This is a genomic window from Bradyrhizobium lablabi (assembly GCF_018129385.1).
GTDB classification, from domain to species: domain Bacteria; phylum Pseudomonadota; class Alphaproteobacteria; order Rhizobiales; family Xanthobacteraceae; genus Bradyrhizobium; species Bradyrhizobium lablabi_C.
Genome location: NZ_JAFCLN010000003.1, coordinates 23,644 through 45,427 on the forward strand (window position 1 = coordinate 23,644; position 21,784 = coordinate 45,427).

At 63.5% G+C, this 21,784-nt stretch carries 22 protein-coding genes; 15 read left to right on the forward strand and 7 right to left on the reverse strand.

What is annotated here, in order from left to right:
- The first annotated feature begins 19 nt into the window (after positions 1-19).
- The 4 genes from JQ628_RS06800 to JQ628_RS06815 all read left to right on the forward strand — a co-directional run bounded on the left by JQ628_RS06800 (position 20) and on the right by JQ628_RS06815 (position 3,001).
- Complete coding sequence (locus JQ628_RS06800; RefSeq protein ID WP_212221195.1) at positions 20-1,294, forward strand: cytochrome P450; 1,275 nt, start codon at positions 20-22, stop codon at positions 1,292-1,294.
- 12 nt (positions 1,295-1,306) lie between these two features.
- The gene (locus JQ628_RS06805; protein ID WP_212221197.1) at positions 1,307-1,741 is read left to right on the forward strand and encodes a PaaI family thioesterase; all 435 of its coding nucleotides are present in this window, start codon (positions 1,307-1,309) and stop codon (positions 1,739-1,741) included.
- A 121-nt stretch (positions 1,742-1,862) separates the two neighbouring features.
- Positions 1,863-2,411: a thiamine pyrophosphate-binding protein gene (locus JQ628_RS06810; protein WP_212221199.1), complete on the forward strand. Its 549-nt coding sequence runs from the start codon at positions 1,863-1,865 to the stop codon at positions 2,409-2,411.
- A complete protein-coding gene (locus tag JQ628_RS06815; RefSeq protein WP_212221201.1) occupies positions 2,411-3,001 on the forward strand; it encodes a thiamine pyrophosphate-dependent enzyme in 591 nt (196 codons plus the stop codon). Before JQ628_RS06810 ends, JQ628_RS06815 begins: the two co-directional genes overlap by 1 nt.
- A 2-nt stretch (positions 3,002-3,003) precedes the next feature.
- On the opposite strand, the gene JQ628_RS06820 is transcribed toward JQ628_RS06815, so the two are convergent.
- Complete coding sequence (locus JQ628_RS06820) at positions 3,004-3,927, reverse strand: LysR family transcriptional regulator (RefSeq protein WP_212221203.1); 924 nt, start codon at positions 3,925-3,927, stop codon at positions 3,004-3,006.
- A gap of 119 nt (positions 3,928-4,046) precedes the next feature.
- Between JQ628_RS06820 and JQ628_RS06825 the strand changes: the two genes are divergently transcribed.
- From JQ628_RS06825 to mdlC, 4 genes are all read left to right on the forward strand, one after another.
- Positions 4,047-5,219, forward strand: coding sequence for an acyl-CoA dehydrogenase family protein (locus tag JQ628_RS06825; RefSeq protein ID WP_212221204.1), 1,173 nt, complete (start codon positions 4,047-4,049; stop codon positions 5,217-5,219).
- Between the two features lie 9 nt (positions 5,220-5,228).
- Positions 5,229-6,368, forward strand: coding sequence for a CaiB/BaiF CoA transferase family protein (locus tag JQ628_RS06830; protein WP_212221207.1), 1,140 nt, complete (start codon positions 5,229-5,231; stop codon positions 6,366-6,368).
- Positions 6,365-7,234 carry an FAS1-like dehydratase domain-containing protein gene (locus JQ628_RS06835; protein ID WP_212221209.1) on the forward strand — a complete coding sequence of 290 codons (870 nt, stop codon included), beginning with the start codon at positions 6,365-6,367 and terminating at the stop codon, positions 7,232-7,234. The genes JQ628_RS06830 and JQ628_RS06835 overlap by 4 nt, the downstream gene beginning before the upstream one ends.
- A 120-nt stretch (positions 7,235-7,354) precedes the next feature.
- The gene (gene mdlC / locus JQ628_RS06840) at positions 7,355-8,986 is read left to right on the forward strand and encodes a benzoylformate decarboxylase (RefSeq protein ID WP_212221211.1); all 1,632 of its coding nucleotides are present in this window, start codon (positions 7,355-7,357) and stop codon (positions 8,984-8,986) included.
- On the opposite strand, the gene JQ628_RS06845 is transcribed toward mdlC, so the two are convergent.
- Positions 8,983-9,603, reverse strand: coding sequence for a TetR/AcrR family transcriptional regulator (locus JQ628_RS06845; RefSeq protein WP_349628039.1), 621 nt, complete (start codon positions 9,601-9,603; stop codon positions 8,983-8,985). The two genes, mdlC and JQ628_RS06845, sit on opposite strands and share 4 nt — an antisense overlap.
- A 221-nt stretch (positions 9,604-9,824) precedes the next feature.
- Here JQ628_RS06845 and JQ628_RS06850 point away from each other — a divergent pair, with 221 nt between their 5' ends.
- Positions 9,825-10,307 carry a DUF1772 domain-containing protein gene (locus JQ628_RS06850; RefSeq protein WP_212221215.1) on the forward strand — a complete coding sequence of 161 codons (483 nt, stop codon included), beginning with the start codon at positions 9,825-9,827 and terminating at the stop codon, positions 10,305-10,307.
- Positions 10,308-10,416: 109 nt separating this feature from the next.
- Here the strand turns inward: JQ628_RS06850 and JQ628_RS06855 are convergent, their stop codons facing one another.
- On the reverse strand, positions 10,417-11,211 hold the full coding sequence (locus tag JQ628_RS06855) for an SDR family oxidoreductase (RefSeq protein ID WP_212221217.1): 795 nt from the start codon (positions 11,209-11,211) through the stop codon (positions 10,417-10,419).
- Between the two features lie 49 nt (positions 11,212-11,260).
- Complete coding sequence (gene trhA / locus JQ628_RS06860; RefSeq protein WP_212221219.1) at positions 11,261-11,956, reverse strand: PAQR family membrane homeostasis protein TrhA; 696 nt, start codon at positions 11,954-11,956, stop codon at positions 11,261-11,263.
- 167 nt (positions 11,957-12,123) lie between these two features.
- Between trhA and JQ628_RS06865 the strand changes: the two genes are divergently transcribed.
- Both JQ628_RS06865 and JQ628_RS06870 read left to right on the forward strand, forming a co-directional pair.
- Positions 12,124-13,590, forward strand: a complete 1,467-nt coding sequence (locus JQ628_RS06865; protein WP_212221221.1) for a YcjX family protein — start codon at positions 12,124-12,126, stop codon at positions 13,588-13,590.
- Positions 13,587-14,615, forward strand: a complete 1,029-nt coding sequence (locus tag JQ628_RS06870) for a YcjF family protein (protein ID WP_212221223.1) — start codon at positions 13,587-13,589, stop codon at positions 14,613-14,615. Before JQ628_RS06865 ends, JQ628_RS06870 begins: the two co-directional genes overlap by 4 nt.
- Positions 14,616-14,731: 116 nt before the next feature.
- On the opposite strand, the gene JQ628_RS06875 is transcribed toward JQ628_RS06870, so the two are convergent.
- On the reverse strand, positions 14,732-16,318 hold the full coding sequence (locus tag JQ628_RS06875; RefSeq protein WP_212222206.1) for a glycosyltransferase family 39 protein: 1,587 nt from the start codon (positions 16,316-16,318) through the stop codon (positions 14,732-14,734).
- A gap of 294 nt (positions 16,319-16,612) precedes the next feature.
- Here JQ628_RS06875 and JQ628_RS06880 point away from each other — a divergent pair, with 294 nt between their 5' ends.
- The 4 genes from JQ628_RS06880 (at position 16,613) to JQ628_RS06895 (ending at position 20,339) form a co-directional block, all read left to right on the forward strand.
- A complete protein-coding gene (locus JQ628_RS06880; RefSeq protein ID WP_212221225.1) occupies positions 16,613-18,367 on the forward strand; it encodes an adenylate/guanylate cyclase domain-containing protein in 1,755 nt (584 codons plus the stop codon).
- Positions 18,368-18,744: 377 nt separating this feature from the next.
- Positions 18,745-18,978, forward strand: a complete 234-nt coding sequence (locus JQ628_RS06885) for a hypothetical protein (RefSeq protein ID WP_212221226.1) — start codon at positions 18,745-18,747, stop codon at positions 18,976-18,978.
- 170 nt (positions 18,979-19,148) lie between these two features.
- A complete protein-coding gene (locus JQ628_RS06890) occupies positions 19,149-19,859 on the forward strand; it encodes a dihydrofolate reductase family protein (RefSeq protein WP_212221229.1) in 711 nt (236 codons plus the stop codon).
- 279 nt (positions 19,860-20,138) lie between these two features.
- Positions 20,139-20,339, forward strand: a complete 201-nt coding sequence (locus tag JQ628_RS06895; protein WP_212221231.1) for a cold-shock protein — start codon at positions 20,139-20,141, stop codon at positions 20,337-20,339.
- 124 nt (positions 20,340-20,463) lie between these two features.
- On the opposite strand, the gene JQ628_RS06900 is transcribed toward JQ628_RS06895, so the two are convergent.
- On the reverse strand, positions 20,464-21,114 hold the full coding sequence (locus tag JQ628_RS06900; protein WP_212221233.1) for a hypothetical protein: 651 nt from the start codon (positions 21,112-21,114) through the stop codon (positions 20,464-20,466).
- A 114-nt stretch (positions 21,115-21,228) separates the two neighbouring features.
- On the reverse strand, positions 21,229-21,690 hold the full coding sequence (locus JQ628_RS06905; protein ID WP_212221234.1) for an Lrp/AsnC ligand binding domain-containing protein: 462 nt from the start codon (positions 21,688-21,690) through the stop codon (positions 21,229-21,231).
- Between the last annotated feature and the right edge of the window lie 94 nt (positions 21,691-21,784).

Genomic DNA, 21,784 nt, shown 5'->3' on the forward strand with positions numbered 1-21,784 from the left:
CCATCGGGGAACGAAGACTATGAACGTTCACACTGCCGTTCGAGCCGACAAGGCCGAACGTCTCCGCCAGGCCCGCGAGGAAGCCTACTCTACTCCCCTGAAGGATTTTCATCCCGGCGCGCCACGCCTGTTCCGGGACGACACGCTGTGGCCGTGGTTCGAGCGGCTGCGCAAGGAAGAGCCGGTGCATTACTGCACCAATGCGCCGATCGAGCCGTACTGGAGCGTGGTGAAGTACAACGACATCATGCATGTCGACACCAATCACGGCATCTTCTCCTCCGACTCCACGCTCGGCGGCATCTCGATCCGCGACGTGCCGCCCGGCTATGACTACCCAAGCTTCATCGCGATGGACCAGCCGAGGCACGCCGATCAGCGCAAGACGGTGTCGCCGATGTTCACGCCGAGCCATCTCGACGAGCTGGCAAAGCTGATCCGGCAGCGCTCGGCTACCGTGCTCGACAACCTGCCCCGTAACGAGACCTTCAACTTCGTCGACCGCGTCTCGATCGAGCTGACCACCCAGATGCTGGCGACGCTGTTCGACTTCCCCTGGGAGGAACGGCGCAAGCTGACGCGCTGGTCCGACGTCTCCACCGCGCTGCCCAAGAGCGGCGTCGTGGACTCGCCGGAGCAGCGGCGCCGGGAAATGGACGAGTGCTACGCCTATTTCACAAAACTTTGGAACGAGCGCGTCAACTCCGAGCCGCGCAACGACCTGATCTCGATGATGGCGCACAACAACGCCACCCGTTACATGGACCCCGACAATCTGATGGGCAACATCATCCTGCTCATCGTCGGCGGCAACGACACCACGCGCAACACCATGAGCGGTTCGGTGCTGGCGCTCAACGAGTATCCCGAACAGTACGAGAAGCTTCGCAACAATCCTGAACTGATCGATTCCATGGTGCCGGAAGTGATCCGCTGGCAGACGCCGCTGGCGCATATGCGACGCACCGCGCTCGAGGATACCGAACTCGGGGGGAAGACTATCAGGAAGGGCGACCGCGTCGTGATGTGGTACGTCTCGGGCAACCGCGACGAGGAAGGCATCGAGCAGCCCGATGAGTTCATCATCGACCGCGCGCGGCCCCGCACCCATCTGTCGTTCGGCTTCGGCATCCACCGCTGCGTCGGCATGCGCCTCGCCGAGCTCCAGCTCAAGATCGTGTGGCAGGAAATGCTGAAGCGCTTCGACCGCATCGAGGTGGTCGGCGAACCGAAGCGGGTCTATTCCTCCTTCGTGCGCGGCATCGAGCAATTGCCGGTGCGTATTCCGGGATAAGGACAGGCGCGCGTGGGGGCGGAGCAACTCGCGGTTCTCGACCGCATCATGAACCTGCCCGGCTTTCCCAAGTCGTCGGGCATGCGGGTAGTGTCGGCCGAGCCCGGCAGGGTGACGATGGCGCTGGCGAAGAAGCCGGAGCTGACACAGTTCTTCGGCCATTTCCATGGTGGCGTGATCACGGCGCTGGCCGACCACGCCGCCGGGGCCTGCGCCACTTCGTCGATGCCCGCCGGCAAACTCGCCGTCACCGTCGAAATCAAGGTCAATTTTCTGTCGCCCGCCGACGGCGAGGAAATCATCGCGCGGGCCGAAACCATCCAGGCCGGCTCCACCATCGTCGTCGTCAAGGTCGACGTGGTCTCGCGGAAAGCCGGTGCCGAGCGCATTTGCGCCTTTGCCACCGCCACCATGCGGGCAGTCGACATGCCGGCCGGTTTCGGCTGAAGCCCGCCTATACAATTCCGGCATAGCCGTTCGAACGAGATGGGAAGGGCGGCGGGCCCGCTTCCGGCCTAGATGATGGATCGCGATGACGCGCCCGCGCGTGTCACGATCGAGGCCCCAGATGAACATTGCCGCCCCCGGCGCCGCCGTCCAGATGGACTGGCCGAACGCCATCTACCGCACGCTGAAGGCTCATGGCGTCAAGCAAATCTCCTATGTGCCGGACGCCGGCCATTCCCGGCTGATCGAGCTGTCCCACGCCGACCCGGCGATCCAGACCACGGTCCTGACCACAGAAGAGGAAGGCGTGGCGCTCAGCGCCGGCGCCTGGCTGGGCGGCGCGCGTGCCGCACTGCTGATGCAGTCGAGCGGCGTCGGCAATTGCGTGAACATGCTTTCGCTGATGGCGAGCTGCCGCATCCCCTTGCTGACGCTGGTGACGATGCGCGGCGAGTGGGCGGAATTCAACCCATGGCAGATCCCGATGGGAAAGGCGACGCCGCAGGCATTCGAGATCATGGGCGTCACGGTACTGCGACTGGAACGGCCGGAGGACGCGGAAGAAGTGGTTTCAGCTGCCTGCTCGCTCGCTTTCGACGGCGATCAGCAGATCGCGATCCTTATTTCGCAGCGCATGCTCGGCCGCAAGAAGTGGACGGAGAACAAGTGATGGAACAGTCGAATGCACTTCCCCGCCGCGAGGCGGTGAAGGCGCTGCTGGCCGACCGCGGCGACCTGCTCGTCATCAGCGGCCTCGGCTCCTCTTCCTACGATGTGTTCGACGCCGGCGAGAGCTCCGCCAATTTCTACCTGTGGGGCGCGATGGGCGGAGCTGCGATGGTTGGTCTCGGCCTCGCATTGGCGCAGCCGAAGCGGCCGGTCGCGGTCATCACCGGCGACGGCGAGCAGTTGATGGGTATCGGCAGCCTGCTGACCATCGGCGCGAAGAAGGCCGGCAACCTCTCGATCGTCGTGCTCGACAACGGCCAGTTCGGCGAAACGGGAATGCAGACCAGCCATTCCGGCCTCGGCGCGCGGCTGGATGTGATCGCGTCGGGTGCGGGCTTTCGTTCGATTACGGAAATTTCGGCTATGGAAGGTATCGCGGATTTTCGGCCGCAGTTACACGACATCAATGGCGGACCACGGTTCGCGCGCATCCACATCGCCACCGGTCATGTCGAGCGCGCGTTGCCGCCGCGCGACGGCGTGTTCCTGAAGAACCGCTTTCGCGAGCATCTCGGCTTCGCCGTCACTTAAGGTCAGCTCAAGGTGATGTCCCAAAGACCTTCATCACGGCAGGCCTTGATTTCGCTGCGGAGCAGATCGGTGATGAGCGCCGTGGCGATCGAGAGCGGATGGTCGATCGGGGACGCGAGGGTGAGTTCGCGCATCGGCGGCGATTTGGCAATCGTGGCAACTTCCAGCCGGCCGTCCGCGACCTCGCCGCGCACCGACGACGGCGGCAGCAGCGCATATCCAAGGCCCTCCTCGACGAGGCCGGTGAGGACACGGAAGGAATCGGCCTCGATCTGTACGTCGAGCTTCAATTTGTGCTTGGCCGCCGCATGCTCGATCAACGCCCGGAGTCCATGCGAATGACTGGGCAGCACCAATTTCTGTTTCAGCAGCCAGTCGAGCTGGATCTGCTTCTTGCGGGCAAGCCCGCAGCCGCGCGGCCCGACCGCCACGATCTTGTCGCGGCCAAGGCTCTGCACGCTCAGATGCAGATCGACCGACGGGCCGTAGATCACGGCAATATCCATCTGCCCGCGATGCAGCCATTCGATCAGATGCCCGCTGTAGCTTTCGACGATGCACAGCGAGATGCCGGGAAAGCGCTCGACCGTGCGCCGCGCCAGCCGCGCCGATATCACGCAGCTCACGGTGGGAACGAGCCCGAGCACGACACGTCCCGAAGGCGGCCCGCCCGAGGACTGGATATCGTCGCGGATCTGATCGATCTGCCGCACGATGCCCGCGGTTCTTGCCAGCAGCAGGCGGCCCGCCTCGGTCAGCACCATGCCGCGGCCGTTGCGGGTAAACAGCTCGGCGCGCAATTCATGCTCGAGCAGCTTGATCTGACGGCTCAGCGCGGGCTGCGCTATCCGCAGCGTGTCGGAGGCCTTGCTGAGGCTGCCGAGCTCGGCAACATAACTGAAGGTCCGCAACTGTCGGAAATCCATACTTGCCGATCTTGGAATACAGGCTAATACGCTATAACGAATGAGCATAAGGGCTTTGCAGCCGCTTCACAACTGCAAGGCACGACAAACCGCAACGGAAACGCTACCGGTAAGGGTCAATGACCGCACAAGAACAACAACATGACGAATATGCCGACATCCGCGACGCGGTTGCAAAACTCTGCGCCCAGTTTCCCGGCGAATACTGGCGCAAGCTCGATCGCGAGATGGCGTACCCGTCCGACTTCGTCAACGCGCTGACGGAAGCCGGCTATCTCTCGGTGCTGATCCCCGAGGAATATGGCGGCGCGGGGCTGAAGCTTTCCGCGGCGACCGCAATCCTGGAAGAGATCCATCGCAACGGCTGCAATGCCGGCGCGTGCCACGCCCAGATGTACACCATGGGCACCGTGCTGCGGCACGGCAACGACGAACAGAAGGCGAAATGGCTGCCGCAGATCGCCAGCGGCAAGTTGCGCCTACAGGCGTTCGGCGTCACCGAGCCGACCAGTGGCACGGACACCTCCTCGCTGAAGACGGTGGCGAAGCGCGAAGGCAACGACAGCTATGTCGTCAACGGCCAGAAAATCTGGACCAGCCGCGCCGAATATTCCGACCTGATGGTGCTGCTCGCTCGCACCACGCCGAAGGAACAGGCGAAGAAGCGGACCGAGGGCCTTTCCGTGTTCCTGGTCGACATGCGCGAGGCGCGCAAGGCCGGGCTTACGATCCGCCCGATCCGCACCATGATGAACCATTCCACGACGGAAGTGTTCTTTACCGACATGAAGGTGCCGGCCGAAAACCTGATCGGCGAGGAAGGCAAGGGCTTTCGCTACATCCTCTCCGGCATGAATGCCGAGCGCATCCTGATCGCGTCGGAATGTATTGGCGATGCCAAATGGTTCATCGGGAAGGCCTCGAACTACGCCAAGGAGCGCGCCGTGTTCGGCCGTCCGATCGGCCAAAATCAAGGCATCCAGTTCCCGATCGCAAAGGCCTATGCATCGATGCGCGCGGCGGAGCTGATGGTGAAGGAAGCCACCCGCAAATATGAAGCCGGGCTCGATTGCGGCGCCGAAGCCAACATGGCCAAGATGCTGGCGGCCGATGCGTCCTGGGAAGCGGCCAATGCCGCGATCCAGACCCATGGCGGGTTCGGCTTTGCGGAAGAGTACGACGTCGAGCGAAAATTCCGCGAGACGCGGCTCTACCAGGTGGCGCCGATTTCGACCAATCTGGTGCTATCGTTCATCGCCGAGCATGTGCTCGGCATGCCCCGCTCCTATTGAGAGGCGACCATGCTGCCACTGGAAGGGTTAGTCGTCATTGCGGTCGAGCAGGCGGTGGCGGCGCCGTTCTGTTCCTCGCGGCTGGCGGACGCCGGCGCGCATGTCATCAAGATCGAACGCCCCGAGGGCGACTTTGCCCGCGGCTATGACGCTGCCGCCAAGGGACAGAGCAGCTATTTCGTCTGGCTCAACCGCGGCAAGGACTCGGTGGTGATCGATCTCGCCACCAGGGAAGGCCGGCAATCCCTCGAAGAGCTGATCGCCAGCGCCGACGTGCTGCTTCAGAATCTCAAGCCCGGCTCGATGGACAAGCTCGGCTTTTCGCTGGAGCGGCTGCGGCGCGATTATCCCTCGCTGATCACCTGCACCATATCAGGCTATGGCGACGAAGGGCCTTACGCGCACCGCAAGGCCTATGACCTGCTGATCCAGGCCGAGAGCGGGCTTGCCTCCATCACCGGCGGGCCGGAAGGCGCTTCCCGCGTCGGCATGTCGATCGTCGACGTCGCGACCGGCGCCACGGCGCACGCCTCGATCCTGGAAGCGCTGATCGGGCGCGGGCGCACCGGCAAGGGCGTCGATATCCGCATCTCCATGTTCGACGTGATGGCGGACTGGTGCACCGTTCCGCTGCTCAATGCCGAGAACGGCAAACCGCCGCAGCGCATGGGCCTCGCCCATCCCTCGGTCGCGCCCTACGGCGTGTTCCGCTCGAAGGACGGCAAGGACATCCTGATCTCGATCCAGAGCGAACGCGAATGGAAGGTGTTCTGCGCCAAGGTGATGAGCCAGCCCGACCTGCCGAGCGATCCGCGCTTCGTCAACAATGTAGCGCGCGTGCACAACCGTGCGGACACCGATAAGGCCGTGGCCGACAGCTTTGGCAAGCTGACGCGCGATGAACTGCTGGCGAAGCTCGCGGATGCGGACATCGCGTTCGCCGAAGTAAATTCGATGGACGATCTTTCCAGGCATCCGCATCTGCGCCGCATCGAGGTCGACACGCCGAACGGCAAGGTCAGCTATCCCGCCCCGGCCATGATGGTGGTCGGCCAACCGCGTCAATATCGCGGTGTGCCTGCCGTCGGCCAACATCACGAACTGCCCAAGAAAATGCTGAAGGCGCAACCGGTCAGGAAATCCTCATGAGTGCTCCCGCCATCGCGGGCGAGAAGCCCGACATCGAACATCTCAGGCAATGGATCGGCCGCACCGAGGAAGCGACCGACGTCGTCACCGCGCAGCTCGTAAAAGGCCTGCGTGCAACGCTGTTTCAGGAGATCGGGCAACCGAAGGCGGGCGATGCCGCGCCGTTCACCACGCATTGGTGCCTGGCGCCGCCGGTGTTTCCGATGTCGCAGCTCAGCCAGGACGGCCATCCGACCCGCGGCGGCTTTCTGCCGCCGGTGCCGTTGCCGCGCCGGATGTGGGCCGGCGGCGAGCTGGAAATTTTTGAAGCCCTGCGCGTCGGCGACGAGGTGAAACGCTCGTCACGTATCTCTGATGTGACGCTGAAGAGCGGCTCCACCGGCACGCTGTGCTTCGTCGCGGTCCACCATGAGATCACGACACCGCGCGGCACGGCGATCAAGGAGCGCCACGACATCGTCTATCGCGAGGCGACGAGCGGACCGCAAGTTGCGCCGAAGGCCGCGCCCGCGCCGCCGTCCGCAAAACATCGCGAGAGCCACATGGCCGATGAAGTGCTGCTGTTTCGCTATTCGGCGCTAACGTTCAACGGCCACCGCATCCATTACGACCGCGACTACGTCACCAAGGTCGAGGGCTATCCGGGCCTGATCTTCCACGGCCCGTTGCAGGCGTCGTTCATCATCGAGTTCGCGGCGAAGCTGCACGGCGGCCAGCCGCCGAAAAAATTCGTCTATCGCGGATTGCAGCCGCTGTTCGAGGGCAGCGAGTTCTCGGTCAACGCCAATGAAAATGAAGGTGGCATGGAGCTTTGGACCGCAAACTCGGCTGGACAGGCGACCATGAAGGGCCAGGCAACGTGGTAGCCCCACCGTCATTGCGAGCGAAGCGAAGCAATCCAGCTTCGCTTCGCCGCAAGGAAGCTGGATTGCTTCGTCGCTTCGCTCCTCGCAATGACGGTGGAAGCTTTTTCGAGAGTCACTGAAATGTCGTCGTCCCGTAAGCCTGCCAAAGCCACCGCCAAATCCGTCACAGTCAAGGACGCCACCTTCGGGCTGCTGCGCGCGTTCGGCGTCAAAAAAGTCTTCGGCAATCCCGGCTCGACCGAATTGCCGTTCCTCAGCGACTGGCCCGATGACATCGACTACGTGCTGGGCCTTCAGGAATCCTCCGTCGTCGGCATGGCCGACGGTTATGCGCAGGCCACCCGCAACGCCGCCTTCGTCAACCTGCATTCGGCGGCCGGCGTCGGCCACGCCATGGGCAACATCTTCAACGCCTATCGCAACCAGACCCCCGTCGTGATCATCGCGGGCCAGCAGTCCCGCTCGATCATGCCGTTGCAGCCTTTTCTGTTTTCCGAACGCGCGGCGGAATTTCCGCAGCCTTACGTCAAATACGGCATCGAGCCCGCGCGGGCCGAAGACGTGCCGGCGGCAATCGCACGCGCCTACTATGTGGCGATGCAGCCACCGTGCGGGCCGACCTTTGTTTCGGTGCCGATCGACGACTGGACCCATGCGACAGCGCCGGTCGAGGCCCGTAGCGTCAGCCGCGAGCTCGGCCCCGAGCCGGGCGCGATCAAGGCGCTCGCCGCAGCGCTCGCCGACAGCAAGCGACCTGCCTTTGTGGTCGGCCCCGGCGTTGATCGCGCAGAGGCCGTCGATCTCATGGTTGATGTGGCGGAGAAAGCAAAGGCCGCGGTGTGGGCGAGCCCATTCTCGGCGCGCTGCTCGTTTCCGGAGCGGCATCCGCAATTTGCGGGTTTCCTGCATGCCTCACCGGGACAGCTTTCCGATGCGCTGCGCGATCACGATCTCGTCGTCGTGGTCGGCGCGCCGGTCTTCACCTTTCATGTCGAGGGCCATGCCTCGATCTTCGACGGCGCGACGACGATTTTCCAGATCACCGACGATCCGACCGCGGCGGCGATCACGCCCACGGGCACCAGCATCATCGGCACGATGAAGCCGGCGCTGTCCGCGCTGCTCGGGCAATTGGCCGAAACAAGGCGCGCGACGCCGGCCGGTCGCGTGTTGCCGTCTGCGCCATCGGCCGGCGATCCGATCCCGGTCGAATTTTTGCTGCATAAGCTTGCAGCGGCGATGCCGGATAATGCCGTGCTGGTCGAGGAAGCGCCCTCGCATCGCCCATTGATGCAAAAATTCATGCCGATGCGCGGGCAGGATAGTTTTTACACCATGGCCAGCGGCGGCCTCGGCTACAGCCTGCCGGCTTCGGTCGGCATGGCGCTGGGCCGTCCGGGTGCGCGCACCGTCTGCCTGATCGGCGACGGCTCGGCGATGTATTCGATCCAGGCGCTGTGGACGGCGGCGCAACGCAAGCTGCCGCTCACCGTCGTCGTCATCAACAATCAGGGCTACGGCGCGATGCGCTCGTTCAGCCAGGTGATGCAGGTGCGCAACGTGCCCGGCATTGAGCTACCGGGTCTTGATTTCGCAAAGCTTGCACAAGGCCATGGCTGCGACGCGGTGCGGGTGACAAAGTCCTCCGAACTCGCTGCGGCACTGAAGCGCGGGCTTGCGCATGACGGCACCAGCCTGATCGAGGTGATCGTGGATTCGGCGGTGCCGCTGCTCTACACGAAGAAGGACTAGGCTGCGAGCGCCGAGAGATCGGCGGGCAGCATCCGCTTGAATAGCGCGAGCATTTTGCGCGCATCCTTTGGCGGCAAGGTGATCGCGTGGCGCACGGCGGCGGCGATCAGGGTCATGGTCAATCGCGCAAAAGCTTCCAGCGCCGGTTTTGGTGCATCCGCGGCGATACCGCGCAGGGCAGCTGATAACAGGCCCGCAAGATAGGCCACATCCTCCTCGTCAAGTTTCTGCAGCGCGCGGTCGGCCTGCGTGGCCTGCCAGATATCGCGCATCACTGATACGTCGGTGAACATCCGATAATAGCTGTCGGTGATGCGGCAAAGTGCGGGATGCAGGTCAGCGGCCGTCTTCATCACGGACAGATCGCGCGCCACGCAGTCGCGCCCGACCGCGTTGTAGCGTTCCGCCAGCGTGCCGATGATCGCCGTCTTGTCGGGAAAATATTGGTAGAGCGAGCCGAAGGCGACGCCGGTGCGCTCGACGATGTCGCTCATGCGAAAGGCTTCGCTGCCTTTTTCGGTGAGGATTTCCGCCGCGGTCGCAAGGATCAGTTCGAAGCGGTCGCGGCTGCGCTTCTGGACCGGAACCAGCCGGGCCAGAGCCTTTTCCGTTCCGATTGAATCGGAACGGGGCTCTGTTCTTTTGTTTTGACGCGTTTTCTTCACGCGAACCGGCTCCCACTTCGCTTGAAAACGCTTTGGCGGTGATTGTTCCGTCTCCTTCGCTTCCGCCTTCTTCCGCGACATGACGTCCTTCCTCCAATCAGGCCTTGACGGATTAAATACGAGAGTTTATCGCTTTTGTAAATACGATAATTCCTCGTATTTGGAGATCGCCAATGCAATACGTCGTCACTGCCCTGTTGTGGCTTTCCGCCATCGGATGCGGCCTGCTTGCGGGGCTCTATTTTGCATTCTCGACCTTCATCATGACCGCGCTCGGCCGCATCGACCAGGCCGCCGGCATTGCGGCGATGAACTCGATCAACAAGGTGATCGTGCAGTCGCTGTTCCTGCCCGTATTCCTCGGATCGACCGCAACCTGCCTGCTGCTCGCGGTGCTGGGGCTGATCCGGTGGAACGAACCCGGCGCGCTGGCAATGATCGCCGGCGGGCTGCTTTATGTGGTCGGCATGTTCGTCGTGACGATGGTATTCAACGTTCCCCTCAACAACGCGCTTGCGGCGGTCAATCTCGCCAGCCCCGAGGCGCAGGTGCTGTGGACACGCTATCTCAGCGACTGGACCTTCTGGAATCACGTGCGGACAATCGCTTCCACGCTGGCCTTTGCGCTGCTCATCGCGGCAATCACGGCGCGGTGACAGACCTCATCCTGAGGAGGCGCGCTAGCGCCGTCTCGAAGGATGGCGACATCGGGACCGGGGCCTCATGGTTCGAGAGGCGTTTCGCGCTCCTCACCATGAGGGTTTGCTACTTCCCGTACGTCTCGCGCATCTTCGCCTGGATCTTCGCCATGCCCGCGATCCAGCGGTCGTAATTCTCGGTCTTCTTGCGCATATAGCCGAGCACCTGCGGGTGCGGCAGGATCACAAAGGTCTCCTGCTCGAGGCCGGCGAGAACGTCCTGCGCGACCTGCTCGGGCGAGAGATCGCCGTCGCCGGATTGCGGGCCCTTCGGGATCGAGCGCAGCATGTTGGTGTCGACGCCCTGCGGGCACAGGATCGAAACCTTGATGCCGTCCGCCCGGTGCGAGATCGCGAGATTCTCGGCAAAGCCGACCGCGCCATGCTTGGTCGCCGAATAGGCCGGGCTGCCGACCTGCGACAGCAGTCCCGCCGCAGAAATCGTATTCAGAAAATAGCCGCCGCCACGCGCCTTGTAACGCGGGATCAGGTGCCGCGCCGCATAGACATGCGCCATGACGTGAACGGCCCAGCTTCGCTGCCAGGGCTCGTCGGAATCGCCGCCCGCGTTCACCGACACCGGATCGAAACCGCCGCCGATGCCGGCATTGGAACAGAACAGCGCGATCGGGCCGAACTGCTTTTCGGTCTCCTCGATGACGTGGGCGATGTCCTTTTCCTTGCCGACGTCGCATTTGAACGCTGCGCCGTCGATCGATCCGGCCACGGCACGCGCGGCGTTGGGATCGATATCGGCGACCACTACTTTAGCGGCGCCGGCGCGGTGAAAGGCCTCGCACATGGCGCGTCCAATGCCGTTACCACCGCCCGTGACGACGACGACCTTGCCGGCCACCTGCATCGCTCCCTCCCGCGCTTTCTTGTCTTTGTTCGGCCGGCTTTATTATCGCTCACTTCAGGACGATGTCGAGCACCGCCGTGTAGTGACAGGCCGCGCCGCACAGCACAAAACCGTGCCAGATCGCATTCTGGAAGCGCAACCGCTGCCAGGTGTGGAACACCACGCCAAGGCTGTAGAGGATCCCGCCTGCGATGACGAAGCCAATCGCCATGGCCGGCAGGGCTTTCACGACGGAATCATAGAGCATCAGGCCGCTCCAGCCCATGACAAGATAGAGCCCGACCGAGAGCCGGTCGAACCGCCCGGGATATCGCAGCTTCAGCACGATGCCGCCGATCGCGGCGCACCACACCCCGATCAGCAGCGCAATCGCCAGCAGGCTCCCTTTCACCTCCATGATGAACGGTGTGTAGGTCGCAGCAATCAGCATATAGATCGCCGAATGGTCGAAGCGGCGCAGCAGCCACTTGGCGCGCGAGACCGGCCACAGATTGTAGGTGGCCGACAGGCCGAACATCGCAAGCAATCCAGCGACATAGATCGACGACACCACGATATCGAGCGGCGTGGCATAGACGGAGGCGAGCACGATCAGGACGGTGGCGGCGACCAGCCCGAAGCAGATGCCGACCGCATGGATGACGCCGTCCGCGATCAGTTCGGCACGATCGTAGTTCCAATGCATCGCATCGGCGGCGGCATGGAACGAGTTGGAAGCAAGTTGCTTCAATCTGAAAACGGTCATGGCGGCTCGCGCTGTCCTTGCCCTTGGGAGCGGATAGATCATGGATATCACGGGGTCAACGAAGCGTTCATGAACGGACTTGCCATCTCCTGCTTGATTTTGGCCAGTTAATCGCCACTTTGTTGTTCTTTCGGCACATTGCCTCTCACGTGAGCACCCCTCCCCGCATGACTCCCAGCTTTTCCGATATCGTCGAGGAAGCGCGTCTGTCGGCGCGGGCGCTGTGGGACTACGGTGACAACTTCTTCAATCCGACGGTGCGGCTTGGCGTGACCGGCCTGTCGCGCGCCGGCAAGACGGTGTTCATCTCGGCGCTGATCCACGGTCTTACGCGCGGCGGCCGGTTTCCGGTATTCGAGCCGTACGCGACGGGACGGATCGCCCGCGCCCGGCTGGAGCCGCAGCCCGACGATGCGGTGCCGCGCTTTGCCTATGAGAGCCACATCCACACCCTGATCTCCGAACGGCTGTGGCCGAGCTCGACCACCGACATCAGCGAATTGCGGCTGGTCATCGACTACCAGCGGCAGAACGGCGCCGACCGCACGCTCACCCTCGATATCGTCGATTACCCCGGCGAATGGCTGCTCGACCTGCCGCTGCTCAACAAGAGCTTTGCAGAGTGGTCGGCCGAGAGTCTGGCGCTGTCGCGCGAGCCGCTGCGGGCAAGCCTCGCCAAGCCATGGCACCGCTATCTTTCCGCGCTCACCGCCGAAGGCCGCGAGGACGAGCAGGCCGCACTCGCTTCCGCGCGGCTGTTCACCGATTACTTGCGCGCCTGCCGCGACGAACGCTTTGCCATGAGCCTGCTGCCGCCGGGCCGTTTCCTGATGCCCGGCAATCTCGCCAATTCGCCCGCGCTGACCTTTGCGCCGCTCGATGTGCCCGCGGGCGGCAGCGCGCCGGACGGATCGCTGTGGGCGATGATGGTGCGGCGCTTTGAAGCCTACAAGGACGTCGTGGTCCGCCCGTTCTTCCGCGATCATTTTGCGCGGCTCGATCGCCAGATCGTGCTGGTCGATGCGCTCGCGGCCTTCAACGCCGGACCGGAAGCGCTGCACGATCTCGAGGCTGCGCTTGCCGGCATTCTCGATTGCTTCCGGATCGGCCGCAGCACAATCCTCTCCACGCTGTTCCGGCCGCGCATCGACCGCATCCTGTTTGCAGCCACCAAAGCCGATCATCTGCATCACCAGAGCCACGACCGGCTGGAGGCGATCCTGCGGCGGATCGTGGCGAGAGCGGCCGAGCGCGCCGAACACGCGGAAGCGACCATCGACGTGGTGGCGCTCGCTGCCGTGCGCGCCACCCGCGAGGCGATCGTGACGCGCGGCCGGGAGAAGCTGCCGTCGCTGCTCGGCACGCCGGCGAAGGGCGAAACCGCCAATGGCGAGACCTTTGACGGCGAGACGGAGGTCGCGACCTTTCCGGGCGACCTGCCCGACGATCCCGAGGCGCTGTTCAAGGGCGCTGCGTTCCGCGGGCTTTCCAGCACGCCTTCCGACAAGGCCGACTTCCGTTTCCTGAAATTCCGGCCACCGCGGCTCGAACAGGAGGGTGACAGCGAGCCTGTGCTGCCACATATCCGCCTTGACCGCGCCCTCCAGTTCCTGATCGGAGACCGACTGCAATGAGCGAGAAGACGCCGCGCCGTCCGGCCACGTTCAAGCTCGGCGACGCCAATGTGGTCGTAATGGACGCGGAGGAGACCGGCCGCCTCGCGCGCGGCACCGTTCGCATCACGCCGGAAGCCGATCCCGCCCAGTTGCCCGTGCCGGTCGATACGCCGCTGGTGCCGGCGCGCCGCGGTTTCCGCTGGGGCACCATGTTCTGGACCGCCACCGGCGGGCTGCTGTCGCTCGGGCTTGGGCTTGCCGTCACGCATCTGATCGAGGATCTGTTCGCCCGCAGCCAGACCCTCGGCTATCTCGGGCTTGGCCTCGCCGCCGTCGCCGCCCTCGCACTCGCCATCGTGACCGGCCGCGAGCTGTTCGGCCTGATGCGGCTGGCGGCGATCGAGAAGCTGCATCTGCGCGCCGCCGAAGTGCTGCGCACCGACGATCGCGCCGCGAGCCGGGAGGTCGTCAACGATCTGCTGAAGCTGGCGCATCAGAACCCGCAACTGGCACGCGCGCGCGTCGCGTTGAAAGGCCACGCCGACGACATCATCGACGGCGCCGACATGATCAAGCTGGCCGAGCGCGAATTGATGACGCCGCTCGACGCGGAGGCGCGGCGGCTGGTGTCATCAGCCGCCCAGCGCGTCTCGGTCGTCACCGCGGTCAGCCCGCGCGCGCTCATCGACGTGGTGTTCGTGTTCGTGGCGGCACTGCGCCTGATCCGGCAACTGGCGCGGCTCTATGGCGGTCGGCCAGGCACGCTCGGCATGATCAGCCTGATGCGGCAGGTGATCTCTCATCTCGCGATCACGGGCGGCATGGCCACCGCCGACAGCCTGGTGCAGCAGGTGCTCGGCCACGGGATTGCGGCACGGCTCTCGCAGAAGCTCGGCGAAGGTGTGCTGAACGGGCTGCTTACGGCGCGACTGGGATTGGCTGCCATCGACCTGACGCGGCCGCTGCCGTTTACGGCGCTGCCGCGCCCGGTGCTGTCCGATCTTGCAAAGGATTTGCTGAGCAAGCGGGAAGAGAAAGAATGAGGCGCCAGTGAATGCTCCCTCTCCCCCTGTGGGAGAGGGCTACGCTGACCGTGCGTCAAACTCGGCTGGGTGAGGGGTTGCCTCCGCATGCGCCGGCGCTTGCGGAGAGACACCCCTCATCCGGCGCCATAGCCGATGCGATGCATCGGCGTTCTCAGAGACGGCGGCCGAAGGCCGCCTATGCCACCTTCTCCCACAAGGGGAGAAGGAAGAGAACGCACTTCACCAGCCAGCTCGCGCACTTTGAACAGCGGCGAGCCCGGCGGCGGCGATAGCTCCGGCGTCCAGCCCGAGATCTTTTCCAGCGTGTAGATGTCCATCACGGTGCCGCGCCATCTTCGCTCGACGCGCTCGAGCGGCGTCCGCGTGGCCATCGTCGCGCTCCACAGCGGCAGCAGATTGTCCGGCTCGCGCGCGACATAGAGGCCGGGATTGCCCTTGATGCGATCCATGCCGGGGTCGCCGAATCCCTGGAAACGGCCGCGCTCATTGATCTGGACCACCGGCACGCGGCCGTTGAAATACCAGCGCAGCATCGCGTGGGTGCGATAGTCCGACGCGGCGATCCAGGTCGCGCCGGTCTTCTTCAGTTGCTCATCCGCGCGGGCGACGACCTGCTCGTAGCCCGCCTCCCCGCCGACCGGATCGGTGCGGCCGATCAGATTCCAGGGCGCGGCGACATAGTAGAAGAACACGCCGACCACGAAGGCGATGCCGGAGACGACGGCGATTTTTGCCCATGAGACGGTCGACTTGACCATCCATTGCGGAAAACCCTCCTTCGGCAGCATCGCGAGGTTGATGGCCGTGGCGGCAAAGCCGGCGGGCCATAAGAACATCGGCCAGGTATCGCCGACCCGCAGCGTCAGCGATTTCCAGAAGAAGTAGAGGAACGGCACGATGACAGCGGTCGAGAGCAGGATCGCGACCGGTTCGCGGTTGCGATAGCCTCGCCATGCGGTGAGCGTCACGCCCGACAGCACCACCGGCAGCAGCACGAAACCGACCAGGCCGAGTTGCAGGCCGATGAACTCGCCGACAGTGCGGAACGAGAACGGATGCGTGGCGACTGCGCGCACGAACTGGAAGCGGAACGATGCAAAGTCGTACTGATAGTTCCAGATCAGGACCGGCGAGAATACGATCAGCGCGATCAGCGCGGCGAGCCACGGATACGGGCTGAGCAGCCAGCGCGACCGCCAGGCCGGCACCAACACGAAGGCGAGCACGGCAGGCACCAGCATCACGGCAGTAAATTTCGACAGCACCGCAAGCCCCGCGAACAGGCCGGCAGCCAGCCACCAGCGCCCATCATTGCTCTGTGCGAGACGAACCAGCGACCACAGCATCGCCACCGCGAACGGGATCAGCGCGGTGTCGGGCGAGACCTTGGCCATCAACAGCCCGTAATACAACGCGGCCTCGGGCATCAGCAGCGCAAAGATGATTGCGCGGAAATCATGGGTGACGCGGCGGACGATGTCGGCGATCAGGAGCTGCGTGACCAGCATCGCCAGAATGCCGGTAAAGCGCACGCCGAGATTGGTATCGCCGAAAATCGCGGTGCCGAAGCGGACGAACCAGGCGATCATCGGGGGATGATCGAGGAAGGACAGCGCGTTTTCCTTCGACCAGGTCCAGTAATAGGCTTCATCCGTGCGCAGCTCGAGCACACCAGCGTAGATCAGCCGCATTACCGTCATCGCTGATATCAGCGCGATCACGGCCCACCACTGACGGCGGGCGAGATGGTCCGGAATATTGCTGGGTGGGATGGTCGTCACGAGCGCTTTCTTCCCGAGTATGACGGGGGTGTCAACGACACTTTCGCCTGTCGTCCCTGCGAACGCAGGGACCCATAACCACAGGCATTTCTTGCTTTAGAAGGTGTCTGCCCACGTGCCTGAAGAGAGGCCGCGGAGTATGGGTCCCTGCGTTCGCAGGGACGACGAGGGAGACAGTGGCCGCGGGCGGGAATAAACTCTAATATCGGCGATATGGACTCCATGACACATACGGCCCCGCCTGCCCGGGAGCGATTGACGAACCCGCTGCGCGGCATCGGCATTCGCCAGATCCGCCTCGTCAGCGGGATGATCCTGTTCGGCTATGTGCTCAGCCATTTCGTCAATCATGCGCTCGGCAATATCTCGCTGGAGGCGATGGCGGACGGGGTGAAGCTGCACGCCGGGTTCTGGCAATTTCTGCCCGTATCGATCGTGTTCTATGGCGCGTGTCTCGTGCATACCTTCCTTGGCCTCTGGGCGCTGTATGAACGCCGGCAATTCCGCTGGAAGACGATGGAGCTGATCCAGCTCACACTGGGCCTTTCGATTCCGCTGCTGGTCATCACGCATGTGCTGGGCGTGCGGCTGGCGCTGACGCTGTACGGCCACGAAATACTCTATCCGCAGGTGCTGTTCGCCTATTTCGTTTCCTGGCCCGCATGGCGGATCTGGAGCCTGGTTGCCGCCATCCTCGCCGCCTGGATCCATGGCTGCATCGGATTGCATCTCTGGCTGCGGATGAAGCCGTTCTACAAGCGCGCCGCCCCTCTGCTGTTTGCGGCAGCGGTGTTGCTGCCCGCGCTCGCCATCCTCGGCGTCTATCAGGGCGGGCGGGGTGTCGTCGACAGCGACAGCGTCGAATGGCGGGCCGAGAATCTTTCCGAAAGCCAGATCGGCACGCGGGATCAGAAAGCCGCGCTCGATGCTGCCGTCGATTACACGTTGATCGGCTATCTCTCCCTGATCGCACTCGCGCTGCTGGCGCGAGGCGCGCGCGCCCTGCATGAGCGGCGCGGCGGCATGATCAACCTGTCCTATGGCAACGGCCGCACCATACGCGTGCCGAAGGGACTGACCGTGCTGGAAGCGAGCCTGCGCAACAACGTGCCGCATGCCTCCGTCTGTGGCGGCCGGGCGCGCTGCTCAACCTGCCGCATCCGGATCATCGGCGATCACGCCGCCCTGCCCGAGCCTTCGCAGCGCGAAGCGTTCGTCCTGCGCCGGGTCGGCACCGACGATCCCTCGATCCGGCTTGCCTGCCAGTTGCGCCCGGCGGGCGATCTCTCCTTTTTCCAGCTCTTCCTGCCGCACGCGGTCTCCGCCGAAGGATACGGCTCCAACCCGACGCGGATCGGCGAGGAGCGCTACCTCGTCAGCATGTTCGTCGACATGCGCGGCTCGACCAAACTCGCCGAGAAGCGGCTGCCGTTCGACACTGTCTTCATCGTCAACCGCTTCCTCGGCGCGGTATCGCAGGCGGTGCTGGAGAGCGGCGGCCGGCCGAACCAGTTCGTCGGCGACGGCATGCTGGCATTGTTCGGGCTCGCCACCGGGCGGCGCGAGGCCTGCCGGCAGGCATTGCGGGCGGCCGCGATGATCTCGGCCAATGTCGACGAGCTGAACAAGTTCCTGAGCCATGATTTGCGCGAGCCGATCCGCTTCGGCGTCGGCATCCACGGCGGCGAGGTGATCGTCGGCGACATCGGCTATCGCGACCATATGGTGTTCACCGCGCTCGGCGATCCCGTCAATGTCGCGGCCCGGCTACAGGACATGACCAAGCAGCTCACCTGCGAGGCCGTGGTATCGGACGAAGTGCGCGCCACCGCCGGGCTTGCCGAAGATGCGCTGCCGCGCCACGAAGTCGAAATCCGCGGCCGCAACGAGCCGATGATCGTGCGCAGCGTGATGGAGACGAAGACGCTGGCGGCGCTGCTGGTGGAGGAGCAACAGGCGGCGGCGTAGTTACACACGTCACTCTATCGTCGTCCCTGCGAAAGCATGCGAAAGCAGGGACCCATAACCACCGGCGGCTGTTGTTGAACAAAGTCGTCCACCACCTTTTCAGGACAATCTCTGCCGCGGCGTATGGGCCCCTGCTTTCGCAGGGGCGACGGATGCGTTGTGAATTAACCATGTCGATGCGCTTGCCGCGCAACCCTTCCCCTGCGTGATCTTCCGCACACCTGAACGCGCGTTCAGCAACCTGTCCGCATTTGTAATCCGGCATTCTCGAACCGCGTTCTTCCCGATGCCGACTGACGGGCGATGGGTAAGACCAAACCCAACGCGCCAAGACACCGAGCGGTGCACAGCGCATCATCTCAAGAGGAAGAACGACCATGCTTCGCAAACTCACCCTCGCCCTCGTCGCCGCCGCTTCGCTCGGCACCATGGCGCTGGCTCCGACCTCCGCTTCGGCGGGCGGTCTCTGGCCGCATCATCATCACCACAAGCATCTGCACTTTGGCGTCGGCTATGTCGATCCCGGCTTCGGCGGCTGCTACCGCACCCGCATGGTGCTGACGCCGTGGGGTTATCGGCTGCGCACCATCAACGTGTGCCGCTACTGGTAATCGAATCCGGTTCCGCCGGCTTCAAAAAAAGCCCCGGCTGCTTCGCGCAGCCGGGGATTTTTGCATGGCACGCGCAACGCCGCGCAATTGAGAGGTTGGTCCCGCAGGCTATATGAGGGATATCTATCCCCTCCTCGCTTCTCCTCGCCGAACCTCAAGAGCCGTTTGCCATGCGTCCCTACATCATTTGCCATATGGGCACATCCATCGATGGCCGCCTTCATCCCAGCCGCTTCACATCGGCTGCTGCGGGGATATCGCCGGCCGTGTTGCGCGGTCACTATGAGAAGGTGCACGACAGTTTTGGCGCCGATGGATGGCTGGTCGGCCGCAAGACCATGAGCGAGATGGCGAAGGGATCCGAGAGAACCATCGCCAATGCGGCGAAAGTGCCGCGCGAACCTCATGTCGCCAATCGTAACAGCCGCAAGCTTGCGATCACGATCGACCCCTCGGGGCGCGTTCACTATGGCAAGGACAATGTCGGCGGCGATCATGTCGTCACGATACTGGGCGAGCAAGTCTCCGACGCTTATCTGGCCGAGTTGCGCGAGGACGGCGTCTCCTACATTTTCGCCGGCGCGAAAGGCGATGACCTTGCTTCCGCAATGAGCGAGCTCGCCACCATCTTCGGCGTCAGGAAACTGTTGCTCGAAGGCGGCGGCAGGATCAACGGTGCATTCCTCAAGCACAAGCTGATCGATGAGTTCAGCACACTCATCCACCCGGCGGTCGACGGCGTGGCGGGGACGCAAACCATCGTCGACTATGACGGCCCCGAGGGCGATCGTCCCGGCGCCGGCCAGGCGCTTCGGCTCATCAGTTGCGAGACGCTCGAAGGCGGAATGGTCTGGCTGCGCCACGCAGTCGAGCGCTTGTGATGGATCGTGACGGTGGGGGAGCCGCTCGTTCGGTATACAAGTGCACGCTCCTTGCCACCGAGAAGCCTTGAAGGCCGCTCAAACAACCAGCACCGATTTTAGGCAAATCCTGCAAATTGCCCAAATTGCGCCGCGATCAGCGGCCTTTTCGCCGCAATCGCATGCGGATTTGCGCTATCAAGCCGCCCGCATCCCGCGTATCCTTGTTCATGAACCTTTCGGTGCGTGCGGGGACCGGCGGTTCGCTTTTACTTTTTTGATTCCGCGGAGACGACGTGAATGGCTAAAGGTACTGTTAAGTGGTTCAACCCGACCAAGGGCTATGGATTCATTCAGCCCTCGAGTGGCGGCAAGGACATTTTTGTTCATATCTCGGCCGTCCAGAAGGCCGGACTTACAACACTCAACGAAGGGCAGACCGTGGAATATGAAGAGGTCGCCAATCGCGGCAAGACCTCTGCCGAAAATCTCAAGGTCTAGCGGTTAAGCGGGCGGCTTACTCCCGGACGCGACCCGGGGGTTCGCTTTTCAGTAATTTTTTGGAATGGCATGCGCCCGGTCAGGCGAACTGTTTTGTGCGCCCTCGGCACGCGCCTGATCCGTCTCAGTCTTCCGTCACCCATTGCGCGACGGTCATGACATCGGGCGGCTGTAGATAGCCGCGCGGCCACAGATCCAGCACCCATTCGACCTTGGTGGCGCGGTCGACCAGCACCGACGTGTTGTGCGGCGTCTGAAGCACCAGCGCGTTGCCGCGATAATGGGGATCGCCGATGTCGTGGAATTTCAGCAGGCCCCACATGTTCAGCACCAGCAAGAGACTGGTGGTGTTGCGCGTGATGTCCCAGCAATCGTAATTGTGCTTGTCGTCGAAATAACGGAAATCCGCCTTCGCCACCCGCTTGTCGGTGCCGAGGATCGGCCCCATGCGCCGATCGAACCAGATCACCGCTTTCTGTAGCGCCGCGCGCTCCGCCGCGGCGGATGCCTGTCCTGCCTTGAGAATTTGCGTCAGCGCGGCCTTGTCGGCAGGCGTGAAGTCGAGGATGTAGCGGCGGCGGCAGACGAAGCCGTAACACACCGTCATCGAGGTCGCCGAGGGCGGATAGATCGAGACCGAGCTGTAGAGGTACTCCACCTTGGGCCGCAGCGCCTGCGCCGAACAGGGAACCGCGATCACCGCCGCGAACAACGCAACGAGCGACGCGAGCGTTGCGCGCGCAAATGTTGCGTGTTTCGGCCGCTTCTCTCTCATGGTGTTTGCTGCCCCGTTCGAGATGGCCGGAAGCTAGCGCAAGCTTTTTTCAGTGCCAACATTCCGGCCGCCCGCCTTTGGGCCGGTGCGCGATTTTGTCGGCGAGTGTGTCCTTCAGCCAACCGGCAACGGCGCATCGCGTTTGACTTCCTCCATCACGGCGTAGGTCCTTGTCTCCCGTACCCCCGGCAGCGCCAGCAGCCGCTCGCCGAGGAACCTGCGCCAAGCCGCCATGTCGGCGACGCGCGCCTTGACCAGATAGTCGAAACCGCCGGCGACCATGTGGCACTCCAGCACTTCCGGCGCGTTCTGCACCGCGCGCGCAAAGCGCTCGAAGACATCAGGCGTGGTCTTGTCGAGCATCACCTCGACGAATACCAGAAGCCCGAGACCGAGCCGGTGCGGGTTCAGGCGGGCGCCATAGCCCTCGACAAAACCGTCGCGCTGGAGACGCTTCAGCCGCTCGCCGATCGAGGTTGGCGACAGGCCGATGCGTTCCGCCAGCTCGACGTTCGCGATACGGCCATCCCCCTGGAGAATTGAGAGGATCTTGCGGTCAATCGTGTCTATATCCATCATTTATCCGGTCATCTATCCATATCTCCTGATTTTCTAAGGCAAAATGATAAATTTGTCTATCGAACTGCGGATTCGAGGAGAATAGATAGGG

Coding starts and splice junctions, on each gene's coding strand:
- JQ628_RS06800 (WP_212221195.1), top strand. CDS start 20: ATGAACGTTCACACTGCCGTTCGAGCCGACAAGGCCGAACGTCTCCGC.
- JQ628_RS06810 (WP_212221199.1), top strand. CDS start 1,863: ATGAACATTGCCGCCCCCGGCGCCGCCGTCCAGATGGACTGGCCGAAC.
- JQ628_RS06815 (WP_212221201.1), top strand. CDS start 2,411: ATGGAACAGTCGAATGCACTTCCCCGCCGCGAGGCGGTGAAGGCGCTG.
- JQ628_RS06820 (WP_212221203.1), bottom strand. CDS start 3,927: ATGGATTTCCGACAGTTGCGGACCTTCAGTTATGTTGCCGAGCTCGGC.
- JQ628_RS06825 (WP_212221204.1), top strand. CDS start 4,047: ATGACCGCACAAGAACAACAACATGACGAATATGCCGACATCCGCGAC.
- JQ628_RS06830 (WP_212221207.1), top strand. CDS start 5,229: ATGCTGCCACTGGAAGGGTTAGTCGTCATTGCGGTCGAGCAGGCGGTG.
- JQ628_RS06835 (WP_212221209.1), top strand. CDS start 6,365: ATGAGTGCTCCCGCCATCGCGGGCGAGAAGCCCGACATCGAACATCTC.
- mdlC (WP_212221211.1), top strand. CDS start 7,355: ATGTCGTCGTCCCGTAAGCCTGCCAAAGCCACCGCCAAATCCGTCACA.
- JQ628_RS06850 (WP_212221215.1), top strand. CDS start 9,825: ATGCAATACGTCGTCACTGCCCTGTTGTGGCTTTCCGCCATCGGATGC.
- JQ628_RS06855 (WP_212221217.1), bottom strand. CDS start 11,211: ATGCAGGTGGCCGGCAAGGTCGTCGTCGTCACGGGCGGTGGTAACGGC.
- trhA (WP_212221219.1), bottom strand. CDS start 11,956: ATGACCGTTTTCAGATTGAAGCAACTTGCTTCCAACTCGTTCCATGCC.
- JQ628_RS06865 (WP_212221221.1), top strand. CDS start 12,124: ATGACTCCCAGCTTTTCCGATATCGTCGAGGAAGCGCGTCTGTCGGCG.
- JQ628_RS06870 (WP_212221223.1), top strand. CDS start 13,587: ATGAGCGAGAAGACGCCGCGCCGTCCGGCCACGTTCAAGCTCGGCGAC.
- JQ628_RS06875 (WP_212222206.1), bottom strand. CDS start 16,318: ATGACGGTAATGCGGCTGATCTACGCTGGTGTGCTCGAGCTGCGCACG.
- JQ628_RS06880 (WP_212221225.1), top strand. CDS start 16,613: ATGGACTCCATGACACATACGGCCCCGCCTGCCCGGGAGCGATTGACG.
- JQ628_RS06885 (WP_212221226.1), top strand. CDS start 18,745: ATGCTTCGCAAACTCACCCTCGCCCTCGTCGCCGCCGCTTCGCTCGGC.
- JQ628_RS06890 (WP_212221229.1), top strand. CDS start 19,149: ATGCGTCCCTACATCATTTGCCATATGGGCACATCCATCGATGGCCGC.
- JQ628_RS06895 (WP_212221231.1), top strand. CDS start 20,139: ATGGCTAAAGGTACTGTTAAGTGGTTCAACCCGACCAAGGGCTATGGA.
- JQ628_RS06900 (WP_212221233.1), bottom strand. CDS start 21,114: ATGAGAGAGAAGCGGCCGAAACACGCAACATTTGCGCGCGCAACGCTC.
- JQ628_RS06905 (WP_212221234.1), bottom strand. CDS start 21,690: ATGGATATAGACACGATTGACCGCAAGATCCTCTCAATTCTCCAGGGG.